Raw genomic sequence first — 21,793 nt, forward strand, 5'->3', positions numbered from 1 at the left:
CTCAGGCCTTTCGTATCAGCGCGTCGACGGCAACCGCGCGTGTAGGGGTGCAGATCAGCGGGTTCACCTCAACCTCACTGACGGTTTCGGCATGAGCAAGGACGTAGCTCTGGAGTGCCAGAACCGCATCCACAATGGCCCGCCTGTCTGCCGCCGGTTTGCCGCGGTAGCCATTCAGCAGAGGGGCGCTGCGCAGGCGGTTCAATGCGGTGTCGATATCCGCTGCGCGGACCGGCAGCAACAAGTGAGCGGTGTCCTGCATCACCTCTGTCAGCACGCCACCGGCCCCGACGGTCAGGACAAACCCATGCGCCGGATCACGTATGATGCCAAGCAGCAGTTCGGCTACGCCGTCGTCCACCATCTCCTCGACCAGGACAGTGAGCGTACCAATGTCCGCCGCGACAACAAGCAGGTCATCGGCCTGCACATGGAGACGCACCGCGTTCGCGTCTGTCTTATGCGCGAGGCCGACGCCCTTCACAGCGAACGGCCCCGGCAATGTCTGGCCCACCTTGTCGGCACAGGTGCTTGCCGTTTCGCAATTCCGTGGAATATCAAGCCCGTAAGACGACAGTACCGCCTTTGCCTCCGCCTCTGTCAGGACCGTTTCGGCCACGGCTGTGCCGGGCAGGCAGACCGGTGATGGATCTGGTGCGTTGGTCTGCCGCGCGGCGGCAATGGCTGCCAGAGCCTCGCGCAACCCGTGGAAAGGAACCACCCCACCTGCCGCCAGTTGCTTTGCTGTGTCGGGCGGCATCAACTCCGGCAATGTCGCCACAACTCCGAAAGGCGCGCCGGACATTGCCCGGGCTGCAATCGCCGCATCGACCGTACAGGACCAGTCGGCGGCATCCGTCGTCGGGTAGTCGACAATGGACAGGGTCATCCCGATTCCGTCACCTGTCATTGCGGCCCAAGCCTGCGCCATCCGGTCCGCGTCACGCCAAATATAGGTATGATAATCCAATGGGTTCGCCAAGGCGACCATGGGACCGAGGGTGTCGCGGAGTGCTGTTGTTTGGCTTTGCGTCAATTGCGGAAAAGACAGCTTCATCTCTTGAGCCATGTCCGCCACAAGGCTCGCCTCACCCCCCGAACAGCTGATGGAGGCAATGCCGGGGGCCTGCACCGGGCCGTTCAGATGGAGCAGTTTCAGTGTTTCCAAGAGATCCGGCAGTGCGTCAACCCGCGCAACGCCCAGCCGATCCAGAAAGGCCCGCGCGCCTGTGTCTGACCCGGCGAGTGAGGCGGTGTGCGAGATGGTCGCAATCCGCGCCTGTTCGGACGCGCCGACCTTGAGGGCCACCAGCGGCACGCCGCGCGCGTGGGCCCGTTCTGCCAATGCCTCCCACTCCCGCAGCGCGCCGAACCCTTCGACATGCAGGCCGATGGCGGTGACGCGCGGGTCGTCCAACAGCGCCAGCGCCAGCTCCGCCTGGCTGGTTTGCGCCATGTTCCCGCAGGTGATCGCGTAAGCAATGGGCAGCGCGCGCTGCTGCATCGTCAGGTTGATCGCGATGTTCGAGCTTTGTGTCAGGATTGCCACGCCCCGGTCAACGGGCGTGCAGCCATGTTGATCGGGCCAGAGCAGGGCCTGATCGACTGCATTTATGAAGCCATAGCAGTTGGGGCCGAGTATCGGCATGTCGCCTGCCGCTGCGATCAAGCGGTCCTGCAATCTCGCGCCCTCTGTATCTTCGCCTTCCGCCTCGGAAAAGCCGGAGGCGAAACAGACCGCGCCGCCTGCGCCGATCCTTGCCAGGGCGCCAACAACCTCCACAGTTGCGGCCCTGTTCACACCGACAAATGCGGCATCGGGCGCAGATGGCAGGTCATCGACAGACGGAAACGCCCCGTGCCCGCCAATCATCGCCTTCGCTGGGTGTACAGGCCATATTGCCCCATCGAACCCAAAGGCTTCGGCCTGTGCAATCACCGATGCACACCACACGCCGCCACCAACCACAGCTATGGATTTGGGGCGCAACAGACGGGCCAATTGCCTTTTCTTCTGGCCGGAAATACTTCGGGGAGCACGAGGGGCTGGCCCCTCGTTCTCATCGTATGGAATTGACGTACACGAAACCATCTTAGGCGCCGAATGGTCGCAATAGATCACGGCTGATGATGTGACGCTGGATCTCACTTGTGCCGTCCCAAATGCGTTCGACCCGCGCGTCCCGCCAAAAGCGTTCGATGGGGAAGTCGTCCATCAGACCCATACCGCCATAGATCTGCAGGGTCGTATCGGTCACACGTGCCAACGCTTCCGAGGCATACAGCTTGGCCGACGCGATTTCGCGGTTCGCGGGCAGGCCCTGATCCAGCCGCCAGGCGGCGGCGAGCGTGAGCCAGTCGGCGGCGTCAATCTCGGTGATCATATCGGCGATCTGGAAGCCGACGCCCTGGAACTTGCCGATGGGTTGGCCGAATTGCTTGCGTTCTGCCGCGTAGCTCAACGCATAGTCAAAACAGCGGCGCGCGCGGCCGACGGAAAACGCCGCCACGGTCAAACGGGTGGCATAAAGCCATTCGTTCATCACGGCGAACCCGCCGTCGACCTCACCTAGAACCTGCGCGTCAGGCAGGCGACAGTCGTCGAAGTAAAGGATGAAGTTCTTGTATCCCTTGTGGCTGACCGAGTTGTATCCGTCGCGCACTTCGAACCCCGGCGTGCCGCGGTCCACAAGAAAGGTTGTGATCCGTTTCTTCGGGCCCTTGGGTGTGTCGTCAACGCCTGTGGCGATGAACACGATGAAAAAATCCGCGTGCTCGGCCCCCGAGATGAAGTGCTTGGACCCGTTGATGACCCAATCGCCGCCATCGCGCACGGCGGTGCATTTCATGCCGCGCACGTCCGATCCGGCATCGGGTTCGGTCATCGCCAGCGCGTCCATCCTTTCGCCGCGCACGGCAGGCAGCAGGTAGCGGTCGCGCTGGTCCTCGTTGCAGGCCATCAGGATGTTCTGCGGGCGGCCAAAGAAATGGGTCAACGCCATCGACCCGCGCCCCAACTCGCGCTCGACGAGGGTGAAATCGAGGTGACTGAGACCCGCGCCGCCAACCTCTTCGGGGAAGTTGCAGGCGTAAAAGCCAATGTCGATGACTTTGCGCTTGATCTCTTCCCCCAGCGCTTGCGGGACTTGACCCGTGCGCTCAACTTCTGCCTCGTGGGGATAGATCTCGTTCTCGACAAAGCTGCGCACCGTCGAGACGATCATGTCTTGCTCTTCGGTCAGGCCAAACTGCATGCGGGTCCATCCCCTTTCGTGACTCCGCAATCTGACGGCGACTTGCGCAAATGCGCTGTGCCGTATTAGGTGTTGATCATGCAGAATTGGCCGAAAATCCATGACGCGATGCAGCATGTGGACATCGTGCTGTTTGATCAGTTTTCCAATCATTGCTTGGCCAACCTTGTGGAGCCTTTGCGCGCTACGAACGGTTTTCTGCAAAGGCAGCACTACCGGTGGCGGTTCGTGACCCTGGACGGGGCGCCCGTGCAGAGTTCCAGTGGCTTGCAGATCGCGCCCGATCTGCCGTTGACCGGGGCCGATGGCACAGCGCTGATGTTGATACCGTCCTATGGCATCCGCGTCATGGACCGGAGCGAAGTGGTGCGCGCGGTGAAGCGTGCCGCCGGTGGCGCGCATCTGGTCGGAGGGTTTGATACCGGCGCGTGGCTGCTGGCCCGCGCGGGTTTGCTGGACGGGTATCGCGCGACCATTCATTGGGACATGCTGGACGCCTTTGCCGAGGCGTTTCCCGACGTCGATACAGTGCGCGCGCGTCATGTAATCGACCGGGACCGCGTCACGTGTTCGGGCGCTATGGCGGCCTTTGATCTGGTGACGGATCTGATCGGGTCCGCCCACGGTGCGGGGGTCGCTCTGGACGTGGCGCAAATGTTTATGTCGCGTGACGCGGTGCCAGCCATGGGGTCGATCCCTGCGCGGCGGACGGTCAATCGGGCGGTTGCGCTCATGCAGGACCACATCGAAACGCCGCTCTCGATCCCCGAATTGGCCCGCCGGGTCGGTTGCACTCAGAAAACGCTGCAGCACCGCATGCAGGCCGCATTGCGCGCCAGCCCATCGGCGATCTATCGCAGGCAGCGATTGAACGCGGCGCGGCGGCTGGTTCTGGACAGTGAACTGTCCGTGTCCGAGATCGCAGGTCGATGCGGATATGACAATGCAAGCGCTCTGACGCGTGCGTTCAGGACGGCCTTCGGTCAAAGCCCCAGCGCCATGCGCCGGGGCGAGGATCAGGCCGGTTTCGGCGCGGTGTCACCATCTGGCGACCGCACTGGGAAAATGCGGCGCAAGGCCACGTAGAACACCGGTGTGAAAAACAGGCCAAGGAAGGTCACCCCAGACATCCCGAAGAAGACGGCGGTGCCCAGAGCCTGGCGCATTTCAGCCCCGGGGCCGGTCGCGATCATCAGGGGAACGACCCCAAGGATAAAGGCAAACGCTGTCATCAAAATGGGGCGCAGGCGCAAGCGGCAGGCATCCACCGCCGCCTCTGCCGGCGACATGCCCTTTTCCTCCTGCGCCTGTTTGGCAAACTCCACGATCAGGATGGCGTTCTTGGCCGATAACCCCACAAGCACGATCAGGCCCACTTGCGTCAGGATGTTGTTGTCCATGCCGCGCAGCATGACGCCCGAGAGTGCGGAGAGAACGGCCAGCGGCACGACAAGGATGATGGCCAGCGGCAGGACCCAGCTTTCGTAAAGCGCGGCAAGAAACAAGAAAGCGAAGAGCACAGAGAAGGCAAAGATATAGGTTGCCGTGTTGCCCTGGTTGCGTTCCTGCAAGGCAAGCTCCGTCCATTCATAGCTCACGCCAGGCGGCATCAGTTGCTCTGCCAACTCCTCCATCGCGATCAGGGCGTCCCCGGTGGACACGCCCGGCCCGGTGTTGCCCTGAATGGGCACCGACACCAGCTGGTTGTAGCGCTGCACAAGCGCCGGTCCGGCGGTATCAACCACCGACACCAGCGTGCCGAGCGGGACCAACGCTCCGGTCGCAGTGCGGACGCGCAAGGCCCGGATATCTTCCTCTTCCAGCCGGAACTGCTGATCAGCCTGCGCGCGCACCTGGAACAGGCGGCCAAAGGCGTTGAAGTCGTTCACGTAAGCCGAGCCGAGGTTGATCGAAAGCGTCTCGAAAATCTCGCCAATGGGCACGTTCAGCATTTGTGCGCGCACCCGGTCAATCTCGAGGAACACTTGCGGAGAGCTGGCCGAGAAGGTGGTGAAGACACCCGTCACCGTATCTGATTGCTGCGACGCACCCATGATCGCGTAGGCTGTGTTCAGCACGCGCGTCATGTCAGCGCTTTCGTTATCCTGCAGCTGCATCTTGAAACCGCCGCCGGTGCCGACACCACTGACCGCGGGCGGGGCGATAGCGATGATGAATGCCTCGCGGATGGCCTGCATCCGGCCAAAGATCTGGCCCACGATGGCGTCGGCGTTCAGCCCGCTTTCAAGCCGCTCCTCGAACGGTGCGAAGGTGGTAAAGATCACGCCCTGGTTGCTGGCATTGGTAAAGGTCGCGCCCGAGAACCCGGCAAAGGCCACCGCATTGGTCACGCCGGGCGTTTCCAAAGCGATTTCGGTCGCTTGCCGCATCACCGCATCGGTCCGGTCCAGCGACGCGCCCTCTGGCAACTGGACGACGACAATCGCGTAGCCTTGGTCGGCGTCCGGAATGAACCCTGTGGGCACCTGTTCATTGACCCACCAGGCAGAGCCCAAAAGCGCGATGAACGCGAGGAAGGTGACGGCAATCATACCCCATGTCCCAACAAGCACGCCCACGATTGCGGCATAGCCGCGTGTCATCGCTTCAAAGCCGCGGTTGAAGCCGCTGGCAAGAAAATTGCCCACGCGCGCCAGCGGATTGCGGGATGGTTTTGCGTCGTGGGGTTTGAGCAATAAGGCGGCGAGCGCAGGCGACAGGCTGAGCGAGTTGATGCTGGAAATGACGGTCGCCACCGCAATGGTCACAGCGAATTGCCTGTAGAACTGCCCGGTGATGCCCGGAACAAGTGCGGCAGGCACAAAGACGGCAATCAGCACCAGCGACGTGCCGATGATGGCGCTTTGCACCTCGTCCATTGTGCGGGCGGATGCCTCGCGCGGGGACAGTCCGTCCTGAATATTGCGTTCGACGTTTTCAACCACGACGATGGCGTCGTCCACCACGATCCCGATGGCCAGGATCAGGCCAAACAGCGTCAGCAGGTTGAGCGTGTAGCCCAAGGCCAGCATCACCGCGAAAGTGGCGATCAGGGACACCGGCACAGCAAGCAGAGGGATAATAGCCGTCCGCCAGCTTTGCAGGAACACCAGGATCACGATCACGACCAGCAGTACGGCTTCAAACAGCGTGGTGTAGACCGCGTCGATAGAAGCGCTGATGAATTCCGTCGGGTTGTAGACGACGCGGTACTCGAGGCCTCTGGGAAAGTCCTCGGCCAGTTCGTCCATGGTGGCGCGCACTTCGGCGGCAGTGTCCAGAGCGTTCGAGCCGGGCCTTTGAAAAACGCCGAGGGCCACGGCCGGACTGTTATCGAGATATGAGTTGGTGACGTAGGATCGCGCTCCGATCTCGACCCGGGCGACATCACGCACGCGTACGACGCGCCCATCTTCGGACGCCTTGACGATCACCCTGCCAAATTCGCGCGGATCTTCGAGCCGCCCTTGCGTGGTGATCGACACCTGAAACGCGTTGTCGGCGGCATTGGGCGGCGCGCCCAACGACCCGCCGGATACTTGCACGTTTTGTTCGCGCAACGCGCCCACCACGTCGCCTGCGGTCAGTCCCAGCGATGTCAGCTTGTCCGGATCCAGCCAGACGCGGGCCGAAAACTCACGCTCGCCAAAGATCAGCAGGCTGCCCACGCCGTCGATCCGTATAAGCCGATCACGCACGCGGGCGCGGGCATAGTTGGAGACGTAAAGCTGGTCGAAACTTTCATCTGGCGACAGCATGTGGACGACCATCATCAGGTCGGGGGAGGATTTCGTTGTGGTTACACCCAAAGAGCGTACTTCTTGCGGCAGGCGTGGTTCGGCAATGGCGACCCGGTTCTGCACCAGCACCTGTGCGGTGTCCAAATCAGTGCCCAGCTCAAACGTGATTGTCAGGCTCATCGACCCGTCGGCGGTCGAGTATGAGGACAGGTACAACATACCCTCAACGCCGTTAATCTCCTGCTCCAACGGCGTCGCGACGGTGTTGGCGATCGTTTCCGCATCCGCGCCTGGGTAGCTGGCCTGCACAACGATCGAAGGCGGCGCGATCTGAGGATATTGCTCGATCGGCAGCTGGAAATACGAGATCAGTCCGACAATGGTCATCACGATCGATACGACGATGGCAAAGATCGGGCGGGTGACGAAGAAACGCCCCATCCTAGTTTTCCGCGATCAACGGCAGGTCAACCCTGTCGGGGTTCACCGTTGTGCCGGGGCGTGCGCTGATTAACCCGTCGATCACGATTGTTTCGCTGCCATCCATGCCTTCGCGGATCACGCGGTAGCCGTCGATGCGGGGACCGGGGCGCACGGGCAGTGGGGTGACCACCCCGTCGTCACCCACCGTCATCACAAGCCTGCGGTTCTGGTCCGCTACGATCGCACGATCCGGCACCAGAATGCCCTCGTATGGCAGCGATCCGGGGACGTTCACCCGCCCGAAAAGGCCGGGCGTCAGCAGTTCATCCGGATTGGGCAGGATGGCGCGCACGCGCATCGTCCCGGTGGCCGCGTCGATGCGGTTCTCCGAGAAGTCGAGCGTGCCTGTCTGTGCCGGGATACGCGTGTCCGACAGCGTCACCTTGACCTCAAGCGCGCCACCCCCCTCTTGCAGCGCGCTGCCGCGGGCCCGCGCATCGCGGGCATAGGCAAGGAAGTACCGTTCGTCGATGTCGAAGAAGAAGTAGATCGGATCTTTAGACACGATGGAGGTCAATTCGGTCTGGTTGGCTGACACAAGGTTGCCCGGGTCGATCAAGGATCTGTCGATCCGACCGGCCATGGGCGCACGGATTTCCGAAAACTCCAGGTCCAACTCAGCCAGTTCAACGGCAGCACGCGCCTGCTCTAACGCACCTTGCGCGGCCAGATACCCTTCCCTCCGTTCGTCCAGGACGCTTTGCGGGATCGTGCCATTGCCGATCAGGGCCTGTGCCCGTTCAAGCTGTTCCTCTGCAAAGTCATAGGTTGCGGTGGCCACGTCGATCTGCGCGCGGGCCTGTCGCACGGCGGTGATAAACTGGCGTTGATCAATGGTGAACAGAAGCTGTCCTTCTTCGACCAGAGCGCCGTCTTGGAAGTGCACCTCTTCCAGGTAACCCGAGACACGCGCGCGGACCACTACCTCGGATTGCGCTTCAAATCTGCCGACGAATTCATCATCTTCTACGATGGTTTTGACCACCGGATTTGCGACCGTCACGGTCGGCGGTCCTTGTTGGGCCGAGGCCGCCAGGCCGAACAGCGCCAAAATGAAAAAGCAGTGAAATCCCAAAGTCTTCATGGAAACTGTCCTATCTGTGCGGCGGCGTAGAATCATGGAACCTATGGGCGTTATACCGCAGGGGACCAGGAATTGTGATGACAGGACTTAAACCCTGAATTGTTCGGAGAGGTGCCAGCAAAGCCCGAGGTTGCGTTGTTAACCCTAATTGTATCGGCCCTATGCACTGCGATTTCAACTTATTCTGGCATTTTCATCAGTGATCGACCATGCTTTGGTCATTCCTATAGCCAATCGTTTGAGCATATTATGTCTATCCTGCCGTATTCGGTCCAACGGGCGCTTTTCGCCGTCATCGAAGCCATTCCACCTGCTGCAGCCCTCGCCAACCGGTGGGCTATCAACCGTGTCGTGAACCGCGCGCGCCCCCGTCCGCATCCGCTAAACACTGAACGCGACTATGTTTGGTGGGGTGGTCTGACCGACAGGCGGTGGAGCGGTCGGCACCTGCCGCCACGCCCGCGCGACAACGCACCGGACCCCAAGGCACTGGCCGACCTGTTTCGGCGCAAAGATGGCGCGCAGCGCATGTGCCCAAAGTCGACCTGCCTGTTTCCGGCCTTTGCCCAGTATCTGACAGACGGTTTTATCCGTACCGAGTCCGAAGATCTGCTCCCGGTGGGGTCTGACCCGACGCACCGTCTTAAACGCAATACATCGAACCACGATATTGATCTGTGTCCGCTCTATGGCCGTACGCGCGAACAAACGCTTGCGCTGCGCCACCGGTCCGAGACAGGCGGACAGAAGGGACGACTTGCGTCGCAACTTATCGACGGTGAGGAATACGCGCCGTTTCTCTACGAGGATGACAAGGTCAAACCGCATTTTGATGTGCTGGACCCGCCGCTAGGGCTTAGCAAAACGACGGCAGAGCAACGGGCAACGCTCTTTGCCTTTGGCGGCGACCGGGCGAACTCGGTTCCACAGGTGGCGATGCTGAACACCTTGTTTCTGCGCGAGCATAACCGTCTTGCGGCAGAGATCGAGGCGGATCACCCCGCTTGGGACGACGACCGCGTGTTCGAGACGGCCCGCAACAGCGTCATTGTGATGTTCATCAAGATCATAGTCGAGGATTACATCAACCACATCTCACCCTTGCCGTTCAATCTGCGCGCTGACCCTTCCGTGGCGTGGAACGCGGTTTGGAACAAGCCAAACTGGATCACGACGGAATTTAGCTTGCTTTACCGCTGGCACGCGCTGATCCCCGATGCCCTGACATGGGGCGGGCAGGCACGTCCCGTGGCGTCGACATTCATGAACAATGCGCCGCTGATCGAAAACGGGCTGCTCTCGGCATTTGCGGGCATCAGTGCGACGCAAGCGGCGGAATTGGGGCCGCGGAACACAGCAGAGCCGCTTTTGCATATCGAGGTTGCGTCAATCGAACAGGACCGGGATTGCGCGCTTGCCAGTTTCTCGGACTATTGCGATTACATGAGCCAGCGCAGACCGGTTAATTTCGAGGCGATCTCGTCTGATCCTGACGTCGCAGGGATGCTGCGAAATGCCTATGACCGCCCGCGCGACGTGGATTTCCACGTTGGCCTCTTTTGCGAAGATCGTGTGCCTAACAGCCCGCTGCCCAATCTGGTGCTGAAGTTCGTGGCCCTGGATGCATTCAGCCAGGCACTGACGAACCCGCTCTTGTCGCGGCATGTGTTCAAGCAGTCGACCTTTTCCGGTCCCGGCTGGCGGGCCATCAACCGAACGCAAACCCTGCGCGACGTGGTCGACCGGAATGTGGATGGCGGGGCGGGCGACACGTTTATCGGGATGACGCGGCCAGAGTGGCGTCCCGAGTAGCAAGGCGAAAGGGTAGGTCGGGTGCCAGCGTCTCGCCTGCCAACTGCGCCATGTGCCAGGCGAGGACAAGGTTGCTAGACAGCACCGGAATGCCACGTGCCGCTTCGATCACCGGAATGGCTGGCAGTGTGCGCAGGTTCGTGCAGGACAGGAAAAGCGCATCGACCTGTGCGTCGCGCCCCAGGTCCTGCGCCGCTGCGATGACCGACTGTGCCGCGATCCGCACAACGCGTTCCTCGACCGGTTCGTTGAAACTGGCAAAAGCAACAACTTCTATATCCGATGCGGTGAGGACAGCGCGAAACCTGTCCGAAACGCTGGCGATATAGGGGCTGAGCAAGCCCAACCGAGTAATGCCAAGGTGCCTGCACGCCGCGATCAAGGCGCTCACGGGCTCGGTCACATGCGGTGTTGCAACACCGGCTTGGACCAGATCCCTGATCCGATCCGCCCCGATCTCTGCCGTGCCCGAAGTGCAGCCATATGCGACGCAGGCCATCTCTGCCCCGCGCGGCATCAGACGGGCAGCTCCGGTCAGATGACCTGCCATATCCTGCAGCGTCTCGGGCGTGACAGAGGTGCCTGATGGCACGCGGCTGACCATGTATTCGACATGAAGCGGCAAAAGCTGCCGCATGTCCGCTTCGATGGTTTCATCGGCCTGTAGCGCGATCAGCCCAATCTGTTTCGGGCGGTGCGGGTCGATGTCGTAGGGCACGTTCACGTCAGCACACGCATGTCGCGCCCTTGCGGCGCCGATAGCCATTCCGCACCCGTTTCGCGGATCACGATGTTTTCCTCATGCACCATGATGCGTCCGCCTTCCAGTGCGACCGATGGTTCAAGTGTCAAAACCATGCCGGGGACCAATTCGGTGTGATCTGCCGGGATGATCGACGGCCACTCAGTCAATTGCATGCCCAAGCCATGGCCAAGGCGCCCGGCCTCCATTGCGCTCCTGCCGGGATTGGCGACAGCGTTCATCGCGTGGAACAGGTCGGCAATGGTCACACTGGGCCGGGCCGCGGCAAACCCGGCCGCGGTTGCGTCGATCAGGCGGGCGTGGGCGCTTTGGACCGCCGCGCTGGGCGGTCCGACACTGAAATTCCGGTCAAAATCGCAGAAATATCCGTCATGGACCAACCCGGTGTCGAGCATCAGGACATGACCCTGTTCCAATGGCGCGTCGGTCGCAGGAGAGATGACATCGCGATATCCATCGTGATCTGATGCGCCCGCAAGATACGGCACCCAATCCGCGCATTCGGCCAGACACAGGGCCTGAAAGCTACGAAACACTGCGCTGAGCGGCGTGCCAGTCTGGGCAATTTCGGCGACGCGGTCAAAGGCGCGGTTGGCGACACTTGCCGCCGCTCGGATCTTGGCAATCTCGGCTTCGGATTTGATCATCCGCAGGCGCCGCGTGATCTGTGCATCTGACACCAGCTTGCGCAGGGCCAGCGCAACTTCCAGCGCCTGAAGATCTGCGCGTGGCATCCGGACATGGCTTTCCATCGCGTCGGCCAGCCCGATGTCCCCGTCCCGCGGTGTCACCTCGCGCAGCGTATCAGCCAGCAGCCCAACGCCATCGTCGCCGTAGTCCGGTGCCTGCCAGGTGCGGATATCGGTGATCCATGTCTGGCCCATCAGGTGCGCTCCGATCGACGGGATGACGGCGATCGGCGGGCCGCTTGCGGGCAGAACCACATACCAGGGACGCGTCGGGCTTTCCCAGAACCGGGTCAGAAAGCCGGTGTAGTAGCGGATCTCCGGTTCGGTTGTGAGCAACAGGGCAGACAGGCCCGCCTCTGCCATCAAGGCCTGCGCATTAAGCGTCCGCGCCTCGAACTCCGCGTCCGGGAAACCGCGTGGCGGTACGGTCATTCCGATGCGTCCTCGCTTAAGATCAGCAGCACGCGGGATGTGTCGCCCAAACCCAATGTGCGGCGCTGATCGGCACTGGCCAGCAGTGCGGCAAGACCCGCCGCCCCGGACGGTGTCGAGGGCAAACCAACCGTTGCCGCGACAGAACTGCCATGCGCGCCCTCAGCTTCCGTGATCAGAACAAAGTCGGTTGCATCGCGGGCCAGCCCTTTGAGCGCAATCAGCGAGGGTTCCTTGCAGTCCAGGCGACCCATATCCGAACTTGGTCCTGCGGTCACTTGCGGACCCCCAGCCTCCACCGATGCGAAGATGGCGGGGGCGACATGGGGCTCCACGACGGCAATGCGCGGATCATCCCCCCAAGCCGCACGCGCAACCGCGGCACACGCGGCGGCCAATCCGCCCACGCCAGCCTGCAGAAAAATGTGGGTGGGCGCGGGCATCGCATCCACGACTTCCTGCATCAGCACAGTATACCCTTCCATCAGCCGATGCGGTATTGCGGTGTAGCCGGGCCACGAGCTGTCGGACAGCAGTGCCCAACCCTGCGCCTCTGCCACGCGGGCGGCCTCGGCCATGCTGTCCTCATAGACGGCTCCGTGGCGGCGCACGTCCGCTCCGAAACCCCGCAAACGGTCCGCAAATGTCTCGGGCACGGTCTCTGCAAGATAGATCACGGACGTGGCGCCGAAGGCCTGCGCACCCGCCGCGACGGATAGCCCGTGATTACCAGCACTTGCCGTCACATATGTCTGTCCCTCGGCGCTGCCTGCGGCGGCATCACAAGCGATGACATAGGCAGCCCCGAGCGCCTTGAAACTGCCCAATCCCATGCGCGGGCGTTCGTCTTTGATCGTTACCTCGGCAACTCCTGCCATCCTGGCAAGCTCTGCTGATTGCACCAGTGGCGTAGGGGCAGCAACCGGGCAGCGGCTCAACAGAGCTGCGGGTGCGCCAGCGTCGGTGCTGGGCCAGGGGATATCCGACAGCGCGTCAATAACGGCCTCGGCCTGGGCGTGGGTGCGGGAAAGGTGCTTCATCCTCAAGGGCTAGCAGGTTGTGCCACCCCGCCCCAAATGGAATCGCGACGTATTCGCGCCGTGCAGCGGCTTTGAGCTGCTAAATATCGGATCCGGTGAGACGTTGGGTCTTCACGATCTCCAACGCGCTGATAGCCAAAGGTTTTTCAAAAATGGCCGTAGATAACCCCAACGTCATCCTGGTAAAGCGCGGGTCACCGGCAATGGCCGAAACAAAACGGAAGATACCAAACATCGTCTTGCCGCAACCGCCATTTCCTATGCGCTTTGCTCCGATTGGTCGACGGAGTCCGTCATTTACCGGCGCCTCAAACCCTTTGAAGCCAAAAGCAAGACGCCTGTGGCTGACAGTTGTGTCTGGGCTTCTGACCATGGCCGGAGTGTGGACCAAGCATTTCTGCATCAGGGCTTTGAGCTTCTGATGTTGCGGATTTCCATCTTCAGGCGCCTCGCCTTTGCACTGTATGCGGCACACTGCGGAAAGTAATTTGAACCAGTTTCCGTTTTACGACGACCAATCGCTGACGCCTGACCAAGGCGCGTAGATGCAGAAACGTCGGAGACGCAAAATGACCAGTTCCAACTTGCCTGTAAGCGCCATACCAAAATCAGCTTTCATGGCATCGACCGCTATTCCAGGCCAGTACAAATCCGGTCGTCCACAGCGGCTATCGGTGAAGGCCGCGCACCGCCGAAATCTGCCCAAGAACCCGAGGCCGATCTCCTATGAGGCGCTGGCAGCAGACCCGATCTACCGGCGCATTGCCAGAGAGGCGTGTCCAAAGGACCTCGCAGCGGACATAACCCGATACGGGTTTGAGAGCGCCGCCGACATCGCGGCTTGCAAATCCGTGCCGGTGATGATGTCGCGGATGGCCCGCAGCGGGACGCGCGCACAAGCCGACGATGCTGAAGCGCGGCGCCTGCTCAGCCGGTCTCGGCGCGAGGCACTGCGCAGCTACCGGCTTATGCGGCACGACCTGGCACTCAATGACCCGATGAACCAAGCGCTTCGCCATACGTCATCCGGGTCGGCGCATAGCTCAACCGCCCGCAGCACGCAGGTGATGGCTTATGCAAAGCCGACAAGCCTGCAGTCCAACCAGTCACCCGCCGCCTATCTACGATACCTTTATCGCATCGCGACGGGACAGGCGTGTGGACCGGGCATTTTCGGCAACGAGGACAACCCATTTGCGCTGGTCAATCGTCGCCCGGATCTTGCCGAGCTTGCGCTTAATGAAGCCAATTTGAAACGCGAGGTCCCCACCATTCAACTGGTCAACGAAGTGTTGCGGGCGGGGGTCTCGGACTTCGACATGGGGATACAAGCCTTTCCGGTTGCGCTGCCTTATGACCATGCTGTGACAACGACGCGGTCGGCCATGACGGCACTTGGCGGGGTGTGGCTCAATGACATTGCCCATCGTACAAAGCGGTTCGGATTGACCTCCTTCATCAATCACCGTTGGGCACAGGACACTGCCGGATTGATCGGATTGCTCGGCCCGGTGGACAAGAACGCTGCAGAGGGAAACATGCTGAGGCTCGTTTCCGAAGACAGAGTGAATGACCCAAGCCCTACCCCAGCGACGTTGCACGAGCTTTACAAGGTGAAGTCATCGGCAGACGCGTGCCTGATTGACACCCTTACGGCGGCACTTGGCCTTGATGCGGACGGGCTTGCGCAGCTTTGCGGATTGTACTCCGTCGCGCAGGAAAACGGCGCGCCGGTCCCGCAAAACGCGTTCGCGACGGCGTTTCTCGCGAATGACGAACCGGTTACGCTGCGCATGACCACAAACGGCAAGGCGATTTCTGTCGAGAACAGTGCGTTGACCGCGCCACAGTTGCGCGTCCTCAATTACCTCGCCCGGCTGCACCATGGCACAGGGCTCGAGTTTCACGACCTGAACACCATTCTGACCCTGCCGGGTGCTGCGGCGTTTGTTGACGGGAAAGTTGCCAGCAACTTTGAGCCGTCGCGCAGGGTGACCGGCACAGGTCTGCGCCTTTTGGCGAGCTATCCGCTCTATCGGGAGGCGTTTCACCTGACACCTGCCGGCTTTGCCGCGTTGTTCGGTGAAATCAGCCCCTATCGGCGGGCCGATCAGACCATCGCAGACGATAATGCCGTACCGGGGCTGGAACAGACCGAACAATCCTTCATGGCATCTCTCTTTCACGATGACGCGCCGCATCTGCATCAGTTGGTCGTTGAGGGCAGCACGTCGATCACAGACGACACGCTCGGCGCGCTCGTTGCGCGCGGGTTCGGTCTGTCGGCGCTTGAGCTTGAGACGCTGGTGGATGCTCTGGATGACGGGTTTGGCCTGTCAAGCGGGGTTGATATGCGGGGACTGGGCGCGCTCTACCGGATGGTGACGCTGTGCCGGATGCTGGGCTGGCCGATCCTTTCGGGCATTGCGTTGATGCAGCGGATCAGTGACGGGCTTGGCGATGCACCTTCGCTCTGGGAGACGCTCACCCGTCGCAATGAGACCGAGACGGACACAGATGCGCTCTGCAGCGCCATCGACTGGCTGGTGGACCTGGCCCGTTGGATGACCGAGGCCGACGTCGGCCCGGACAGCTTGCTTGCTCTGCTGACCCCACCCTCGGCGAGCGGCGTGGCGGCAACGGATGCGGACATCGCTTGGTTTGACGAAGTCGCAATTGCCTATACGTCGGTGGCGATCAGCGCGGAAACCTTTACCGGCTTTGAAACATGGGACGGCGGGTCAGTTCCTGCCGACAAATGGCTCGCGCATGTGACTGGCGATGGCCCGATCTGCGACCGGGACGGCGTCTTTCTCAATGATGTGACACGGGACGTGATCGAAGCAAGCTGCCACGACCGCCTCATGAGCCAAGGGATTGATCCAAGTTTGGCGGGGAACGCGGCTCTGTTGCTTGCGCTCGTGGAACGTCTGGAGACTTTGCGGGATCGGCAGGTGGAGATGATCGAAGCGCAGGTTGCGGGGATCGACGCAGGGATCAGCGCGGCCACTGTCCCTCCATTCCTGTGCTGGGCGCAGTCAGGAGCGCTTGATTTGCTTCGGAGGGTCCGGAAGGGGCCAGGCGACAGCGAGGCCCGCCATTGGCTGGCCGAAATCCGGCGCCATATTGCGGTCGTTTCGACCTTTGAGCTTGGCGATGTCGAGCTCGCGATGCTGGGGCTCACCCCGCAATGGATTGCGCCCGAACTGGCAGACACACAGGGCGGGCCGCGTCCGTTAGACCTGGCTCAACTTGTCTGGTTGCAGCGCTTTGCGATGCTGCAGGTCGCGCCTGCGACCGATGCCGCGCTGCGGGGTTACTTGATGCTGACCAACGCGGAGGGCGCTGGATCCGACATGCCTGACGGGATGCGGGCGCAATGGGTTGCGGGCAGTCGGGAGACACTGGCGCTTCTGTTGAACTGCCCGACACAGGACATGGGAATTTATGCGGACGCGCTGATCGGACCGGGTGAAGTGGCACGCGATATCGCGCAAATCGACCTGCTCGCGCAGCATGTTCGGTTAGCGGAGGAGTTTCACCTAAGCGCGAAGGACCTTTTGGCGCTTAAGGGCGTCAGCAACTCCGCGACCAGCGGGGATTGGAACGCGGCGGCCGCGGCTGCGCAAGCGGGGCTCGCGCGCCTTGACAATGGCAACCAGATGCCGGGCTTCCGCCACCGTTTGGCCGAATTGGAACGCGACGCGCTGGTCGCTGCGTTCATGCAGACCCGCATTGCCGGGGATGAGGATTTGAAAACCGCGATCACCAACAGCGAACAGCTTTATTCCTACCTTCTGCTGGATGTGAACGTCACCAGCGCCGTGCCCACAAGCCGCATCGTCGAGGCGATCAGCTCGCTGCAGCTTTTCATATCGCGCGCATTGGCCGGGTTGGAGCGCGGTTTGAGCTTTACCAATGCCGACGGTGTGGGCAGCCGCGAAGAGCTGGCCGCGCAGTGGGAGCTCGACAAGGACTACCGGCAGTGGGAAGCCAACCAAAAGCTCATGCTTTACCCCCAAAACTACATCGAGCCCGAGTTGCGCCAGATCACCTCGCCCGAGTTCGACACGCTGCAACAGGCCGTATCGGGGGGCGACGTCACGGATAATGCCGTCGAAGCGGCCGTCAACAGCTACATGAAGGGTCTTGCCGGTGTGTGTGATCTTAGCCTGTGCAGTATGCACGCCGAACGTCACGCCGGTGACGGCGGGATAGAAAACGCCACCTACCATTTGCTTGCCAAAGCCAAGTGGGAGCCGGGGCGGTTCTTCTACCGCAAGCTTGACGCAGACTACGAGACGATTGCCGACCTGAAGGAGGGTAGCCCGTTTCTCAAGGCGATGGACTGGACCTATTGGCAAGAAGTCAGTGTTCCCACAACATTCGACCTTTTCTCGGAGGTCACGGTCTGCTTTTTCAAAAACCGTTACTACTTTTTCTGGCTCGAATTGGAAGAACGGCGCGTGCCGGTCGACGGGGGCGATAGCCCCGGACAGCATATGTCACTTTGGCGATTGCATCCGCGCTATATGCGCTGCGATCTAAATGCTCTGTCTGGTCCCATGCTGACGCCTGGGCTTTTCATCGACAGCCCCTTTGAAAACAACCCACCCGATCTGTCGATCGACGGCGCGTTCGAATGGACGGGTGAGAAACCCGTCCTGAACGGCACCTATCACCCGACCCGCGCCGAAGACGGGTTGGTTTATGGCAAACTACAAGGATTCAGCCGCGCCGCTACGAACGAAACGCTCATGGCCTCTTTCGGGATCGACCTTGGTATTGCTGGCAACAAAGATGCGCAAATGACCGCGCTCCACATCCGGTTGTCGGATGAATGGTCGGACGCGATCCTCGAATGGGACGGGGCGCTGGTGACGACCTTCGACGACGCGGCGCCCAAAGGATATGCCAGCGTCTATCCGCGACCCGTCGATGAATACAACGCCATTTCGGACGAAAACAGCGTTCGGACGCCGCTTCCGGATCTCACCCATTTCGTGGCCGACTTCAAGGGCAAGGCCTGCACCGCGAAAGCCCTGAACAAGGCGGGCTCGACCAGCGGCTACTTCTACTTTTACCCAGGCACCAAGCATTCCGGCAGTCTCGGTCGGATCAGGCCTAGCCTTACTCTCGGGGTTGAGGAGCTTCACATCAATGTGCCGCCCGGAGGGGGGTGGTCCAGCGGGCATAGCGCTTGGAGCAAAACGACCGTCAATTTTGTATACTCATTCGTCACGAGTGAGGGGAAACGTTTCGAAAAGCGCGTCGACGGCATGATCGCGGAGCGGGATCTGACAAGCACCGACAGTGAGCCTTTGCCCGGACATGACTACATCCACGACTATTACAATTCCGTTCGACCGGTATTTGACATCCCGTCCGACTGGACCTTCGACGGCGCATCTTACGGGCGAATGAAGATATCCGCCGAGGTCAAGCGCGAGTATAACTCCCGGTCTTTCTATTACCCAAATTCATCAGGGAAGTCTGTCAGAGACGATCTTCACCCTGTGAATCCGAAGGTGCACAAGGCTACAATGACCGTGGCCGAATTTATCCTGCGCCCGCCAGCGGGGAAGGACAATACCGGCTGGGTCCAGACCGGACAGCACGGCAACCGCACGTTCCTGCATCTGGCCGAAAACCCCACCCGAGAACTCGACGAAACCTTTGTGTTGATGAACTCCTCCTCCGTGATGTCGGATCTGGCAAAATCCATGCCGCGACCGGGCGGCTGCGAGAGTCTGTTCGCCTTGAAAAACCACTTTGCGCGGGCCGAAGACATGGGTGGGTTCCGGGGCGAGTTTCAGAAAACGTTGCAGCTGCTCTATGCCGGCGACGGAGCCAAGGACGGCTTACCCGACGCGCATTGGCCCAGCGGAACCTTCGATTTCGACAGTGCCTATGGCGCCTATGGCTGGGAGGTTTTCTATCATATCCCGTCGGCTATTGCCGCGGGCTATGCCAGCAGCGGACAGTTTGACCTGGCCTTGCAATGGCTGCGGCGGATCTTTGATCCGCAGCTTGTCAATCCGTGGCAGGTGGCACCGCTTGTCGATGCGGTTGAGCCGACGGACGGACTGGCCTTTGACACAGGCGACGTCATTGTCGATCCCGACCGGATCGCGCGGGATTATCCGTTCTACTACCAACAAGCGACAATCCGGAACATGCTGGAAGTGCTGCTTGATTTCGGCGACGCCGAGTACGAACAGCAAACGCAGGAGAGCCTGCAAAGGGCCAAGGCGCTTTACGTTTCGGCCAAACAATTGTTTTCCGACAATCTTTCTGACACGCTCGACAGCCTGACGAGCACACCCTGGACGGACCCGACTTTGGGCGAGGCCGCTGTAAACGGGTATGATGGTTTCTTGCCGCCTTACAACGGTGAGCTGCGGGGGCTTTACGACACATTCGAGGCACGCCTGTTCAATTTGCGCCATTGGCTGGACCTGAACGGTCAGCCGCTGAACGTGCCGCTATTGGCGCAGCCGATAGATCCGCAGGTCCTTCAACGGACGGCGAAGTCCCGTCTCAGCCTCGACAGGGACAGCGCCGGGGACGGCGATGGGTTCGATAGCCCGCTTGATTTTGGCTATGTCCTGCGATCCGCCAAGGGGTACATCGGCAACCTCAAATCCACCAGCGCACGGCTTCAGTCTGCGAGCGAGAAAGAGGCGGACTCGGTGTTGGAGGAGTACCGCATGAACGCCGCAGTCAATCGGTCGGATCGCGCGATTGACCTGCAGGATTTCACGATCGACATCGCGGATATGGATGTGACGATAAAGCGGACCGCGCTGGCGAAATCTTCGATTGCGCTGGCCAACAATGTGGTGCGCACACTTGCCAAACAGGCCGAGGTCGGGGTCCAAACCACGAAAACGGCTGTCGCCACGGCCAAAGGCGCGCGCGAGAAGATCAAGGTCCTTGGCAAGCAAATCTCAGCCGGGCTCAAATCCACCCTGCCAAACACGTTTGGATTTTCCAACGGCGGTCAGAACCTCGAACAGGCGGAACATGCCATGATGCTCGGCGATGTTCTGGAGTTCCTCTACTTCTGGAACATGAAGGACGAGAAAAAGGCGCTGAGCAACACTTTCAACGACGCGACCGACCTCTTGCGCAAGACGGCCGAGCTAGCGGCGCAAGTGACGCTGGACAGCGAAGAACTGGCCAAAGCCCGCCAAGTCGCAGCCAAGGAAAAGGAGCTGCGCGATGAGCTTGAGTTACAGCATGAGGGCGCGCAGGGCCTTCTTGATACCTGGAACAACGTTTTCGGCGGAAGTACGTTCTACAGGCCCTTCCGTGAAGACCTCGAAGCGCTTTATGCAGAGGAATGGGCGACCACCCAGGAATTCTGCAGATTGCTGGTGAGCCTGTACCAAGACGAGACAGGGCTGACCAACGGCTCCACCTTCTTGCGCACAACCAGCCTTGGCAGCGACGTCGACAAGTTCAATGCACCCCATCGCCTCGCCTTGGACATTGAACGGCTCGAAATGGCCTACATCCGGGCCGGGACAGAAAAGGCGGGCCAAACGACCAAGCTTCGGTTTCCGCTCAGTGAGTTGCCCGCGGTCGGGACAGAGGTTTCGGCCCTGGAAGAACTGACCAGACAAGGCGAGGTCTATTTCCAACTGACGGACGAGATGTTCGACGTCTTTTATCCAGGACAGTACGACCGCGTCATTCAGAGCATCAACGTCTGTTTCCCTGGTTTGGCCGCGGCAGGTCTCAGCCCGCATGCGCGGCTGACGCAAGTCTCCAACACCCGCTTTATGGTGCCCGGACGCGATCCGGCGCGCGGGGCCAAAATTCGCAAGGACCGGCATGCGTTGCAGAGCATGGTGATCGGCGCGTGCGACATCGACACGCGGGACCTTGACGCGCCTGATGGGTTGTTGAAGCGGTTCCAGAACACAGGGGTCGAGTCGTGCTGGCATCTTGTTATGCCAACGGTTCAGGAGCTGAAGAGAGGCAAGGCTGCGCATGGTCGCAGTCGGGACTGGCGTGCCGCCGCGGAGAAACACCATCAAGAGCTTGAATCACACATGACCGAAGTGGATTTCACCGTCCGGTTTTCGGGACGTTGGGTCGGCACTGAGGGGCTGCGCCACTAAGGTCGATTTTCCCAAAATGGCGGCGAGGCCAGCCGGTGGAATGCCACTGCCTCGCCGCCGTTCGCTTTGGCAGACAAGGCAGCCAAGAGCGACACGCTGGGATCACCTGCCAGCCGGACCGTCGCCGAGGTCCCGACAAACAATCGGCCTCACTCCAGCCTCGCTGGCCTGACGCCAAACGAATATGCTAACCGGTCAAAGGAAGACCAAAACCTGAACAGAGCTAACCAATAAACGCGGACTCAAAGGGGAGCAGGTCATAGGATTTGACCCTCTGCTTCGAGTGGTCCTGTTCACATCCATTTTCGTAGTCTCTGGTCATCTCCAAAACACCACTTCGCAGGCGGACCCCAGCATACAGAACGGT

Annotated in this window: 11 protein-coding genes; 3 read left to right on the forward strand and 8 right to left on the reverse strand. The window is 60.9% G+C overall.

Annotated features, from left to right (window positions below; translation table 11 throughout):
- Position 1 precedes the first annotated feature (1 nt).
- Together BWR18_RS00720 and BWR18_RS00725 are read right to left on the reverse strand one after the other, a co-directional pair.
- A complete protein-coding gene (locus BWR18_RS00720) occupies positions 2–2,092 on the reverse strand; it encodes an acetate--CoA ligase family protein (protein ID WP_083957591.1) in 2,091 nt (696 codons plus the stop codon).
- Between the two features lies 1 nt (position 2,093).
- The gene (locus BWR18_RS00725; RefSeq protein WP_076626226.1) at positions 2,094–3,254 is read right to left on the reverse strand and encodes an acyl-CoA dehydrogenase family protein; all 1,161 of its coding nucleotides are present in this window, start codon (positions 3,252–3,254) and stop codon (positions 2,094–2,096) included.
- Positions 3,255–3,332: 78 nt separating this feature from the next.
- Between BWR18_RS00725 and BWR18_RS00730 the strand changes: the two genes are divergently transcribed.
- Positions 3,333–4,340, forward strand: a complete 1,008-nt coding sequence (locus BWR18_RS00730; protein WP_076626227.1) for a GlxA family transcriptional regulator — start codon at positions 3,333–3,335, stop codon at positions 4,338–4,340.
- Here the strand turns inward: BWR18_RS00730 and BWR18_RS00735 are convergent.
- Positions 4,271–7,435, reverse strand: coding sequence for an efflux RND transporter permease subunit (locus BWR18_RS00735; protein WP_076626229.1), 3,165 nt, complete (start codon positions 7,433–7,435; stop codon positions 4,271–4,273). The two genes, BWR18_RS00730 and BWR18_RS00735, sit on opposite strands and share 70 nt — an antisense overlap.
- Before the next feature lies 1 nt (position 7,436).
- A complete protein-coding gene (locus BWR18_RS00740; protein ID WP_076626231.1) occupies positions 7,437–8,561 on the reverse strand; it encodes an efflux RND transporter periplasmic adaptor subunit in 1,125 nt (374 codons plus the stop codon).
- Positions 8,562–8,810: 249 nt separating this feature from the next.
- Between BWR18_RS00740 and BWR18_RS00745 the strand changes: the two genes are divergently transcribed.
- Positions 8,811–10,373 carry a peroxidase family protein gene (locus BWR18_RS00745; RefSeq protein ID WP_076626232.1) on the forward strand — a complete coding sequence of 521 codons (1,563 nt, stop codon included), beginning with the start codon at positions 8,811–8,813 and terminating at the stop codon, positions 10,371–10,373.
- Here the strand turns inward: BWR18_RS00745 and BWR18_RS00750 are convergent.
- The 4 genes from BWR18_RS00750 to BWR18_RS21505 all read right to left on the reverse strand — a co-directional run bounded on the left by BWR18_RS00750 (position 10,336) and on the right by BWR18_RS21505 (position 13,772).
- Positions 10,336–11,139, reverse strand: coding sequence for a maleate cis-trans isomerase family protein (locus BWR18_RS00750; RefSeq protein ID WP_083957592.1), 804 nt, complete (start codon positions 11,137–11,139; stop codon positions 10,336–10,338). The two genes, BWR18_RS00745 and BWR18_RS00750, sit on opposite strands and share 38 nt — an antisense overlap.
- Positions 11,094–12,257: a M24 family metallopeptidase gene (locus BWR18_RS00755; RefSeq protein ID WP_076626236.1), complete on the reverse strand. Its 1,164-nt coding sequence runs from the start codon at positions 12,255–12,257 to the stop codon at positions 11,094–11,096. The genes BWR18_RS00750 and BWR18_RS00755 overlap by 46 nt, the downstream gene beginning before the upstream one ends.
- Positions 12,254–13,297: a pyridoxal-phosphate dependent enzyme gene (locus BWR18_RS00760; RefSeq protein ID WP_076626237.1), complete on the reverse strand. Its 1,044-nt coding sequence runs from the start codon at positions 13,295–13,297 to the stop codon at positions 12,254–12,256. Before BWR18_RS00760 ends, BWR18_RS00755 begins: the two co-directional genes overlap by 4 nt.
- A gap of 79 nt (positions 13,298–13,376) precedes the next feature.
- Positions 13,377–13,772 (reverse strand): hypothetical protein, encoded by a 396-nt coding sequence (locus BWR18_RS21505; RefSeq protein ID WP_157598609.1) that lies wholly within the window; start codon positions 13,770–13,772, stop codon positions 13,377–13,379.
- Between the two features lie 142 nt (positions 13,773–13,914).
- Here BWR18_RS21505 and BWR18_RS00765 point away from each other — a divergent pair, with 142 nt between their 5' ends.
- The gene (locus BWR18_RS00765) at positions 13,915–21,426 is read left to right on the forward strand and encodes a neuraminidase-like domain-containing protein (RefSeq protein WP_076626238.1); all 7,512 of its coding nucleotides are present in this window, start codon (positions 13,915–13,917) and stop codon (positions 21,424–21,426) included.
- Positions 21,427–21,793: the final 367 nt, after the last annotated feature.

Source organism: Tateyamaria omphalii, from assembly GCF_001969365.1.
Lineage (GTDB): Bacteria > Pseudomonadota > Alphaproteobacteria > Rhodobacterales > Rhodobacteraceae > Tateyamaria > Tateyamaria omphalii_A.

Bases quoted from the DNA above. Each gene is read 5' to 3' on its own strand.
- BWR18_RS00720 (WP_083957591.1), bottom strand. From the start codon at position 2,092: ATGGTTTCGTGTACGTCAATTCCATACGATGAGAACGAGGGGCCAGCC.
- BWR18_RS00725 (WP_076626226.1), bottom strand. From the start codon at position 3,254: ATGCAGTTTGGCCTGACCGAAGAGCAAGACATGATCGTCTCGACGGTG.
- BWR18_RS00730 (WP_076626227.1), top strand. From the start codon at position 3,333: ATGCAGAATTGGCCGAAAATCCATGACGCGATGCAGCATGTGGACATC.
- BWR18_RS00735 (WP_076626229.1), bottom strand. From the start codon at position 7,435: ATGGGGCGTTTCTTCGTCACCCGCCCGATCTTTGCCATCGTCGTATCG.
- BWR18_RS00740 (WP_076626231.1), bottom strand. From the start codon at position 8,561: ATGAAGACTTTGGGATTTCACTGCTTTTTCATTTTGGCGCTGTTCGGC.
- BWR18_RS00745 (WP_076626232.1), top strand. From the start codon at position 8,811: ATGTCTATCCTGCCGTATTCGGTCCAACGGGCGCTTTTCGCCGTCATC.
- BWR18_RS00750 (WP_083957592.1), bottom strand. From the start codon at position 11,139: ATGGCTATCGGCGCCGCAAGGGCGCGACATGCGTGTGCTGACGTGAAC.
- BWR18_RS00755 (WP_076626236.1), bottom strand. From the start codon at position 12,257: ATGACCGTACCGCCACGCGGTTTCCCGGACGCGGAGTTCGAGGCGCGG.
- BWR18_RS00760 (WP_076626237.1), bottom strand. From the start codon at position 13,297: ATGAAGCACCTTTCCCGCACCCACGCCCAGGCCGAGGCCGTTATTGAC.
- BWR18_RS00765 (WP_076626238.1), top strand. From the start codon at position 13,915: ATGGCATCGACCGCTATTCCAGGCCAGTACAAATCCGGTCGTCCACAG.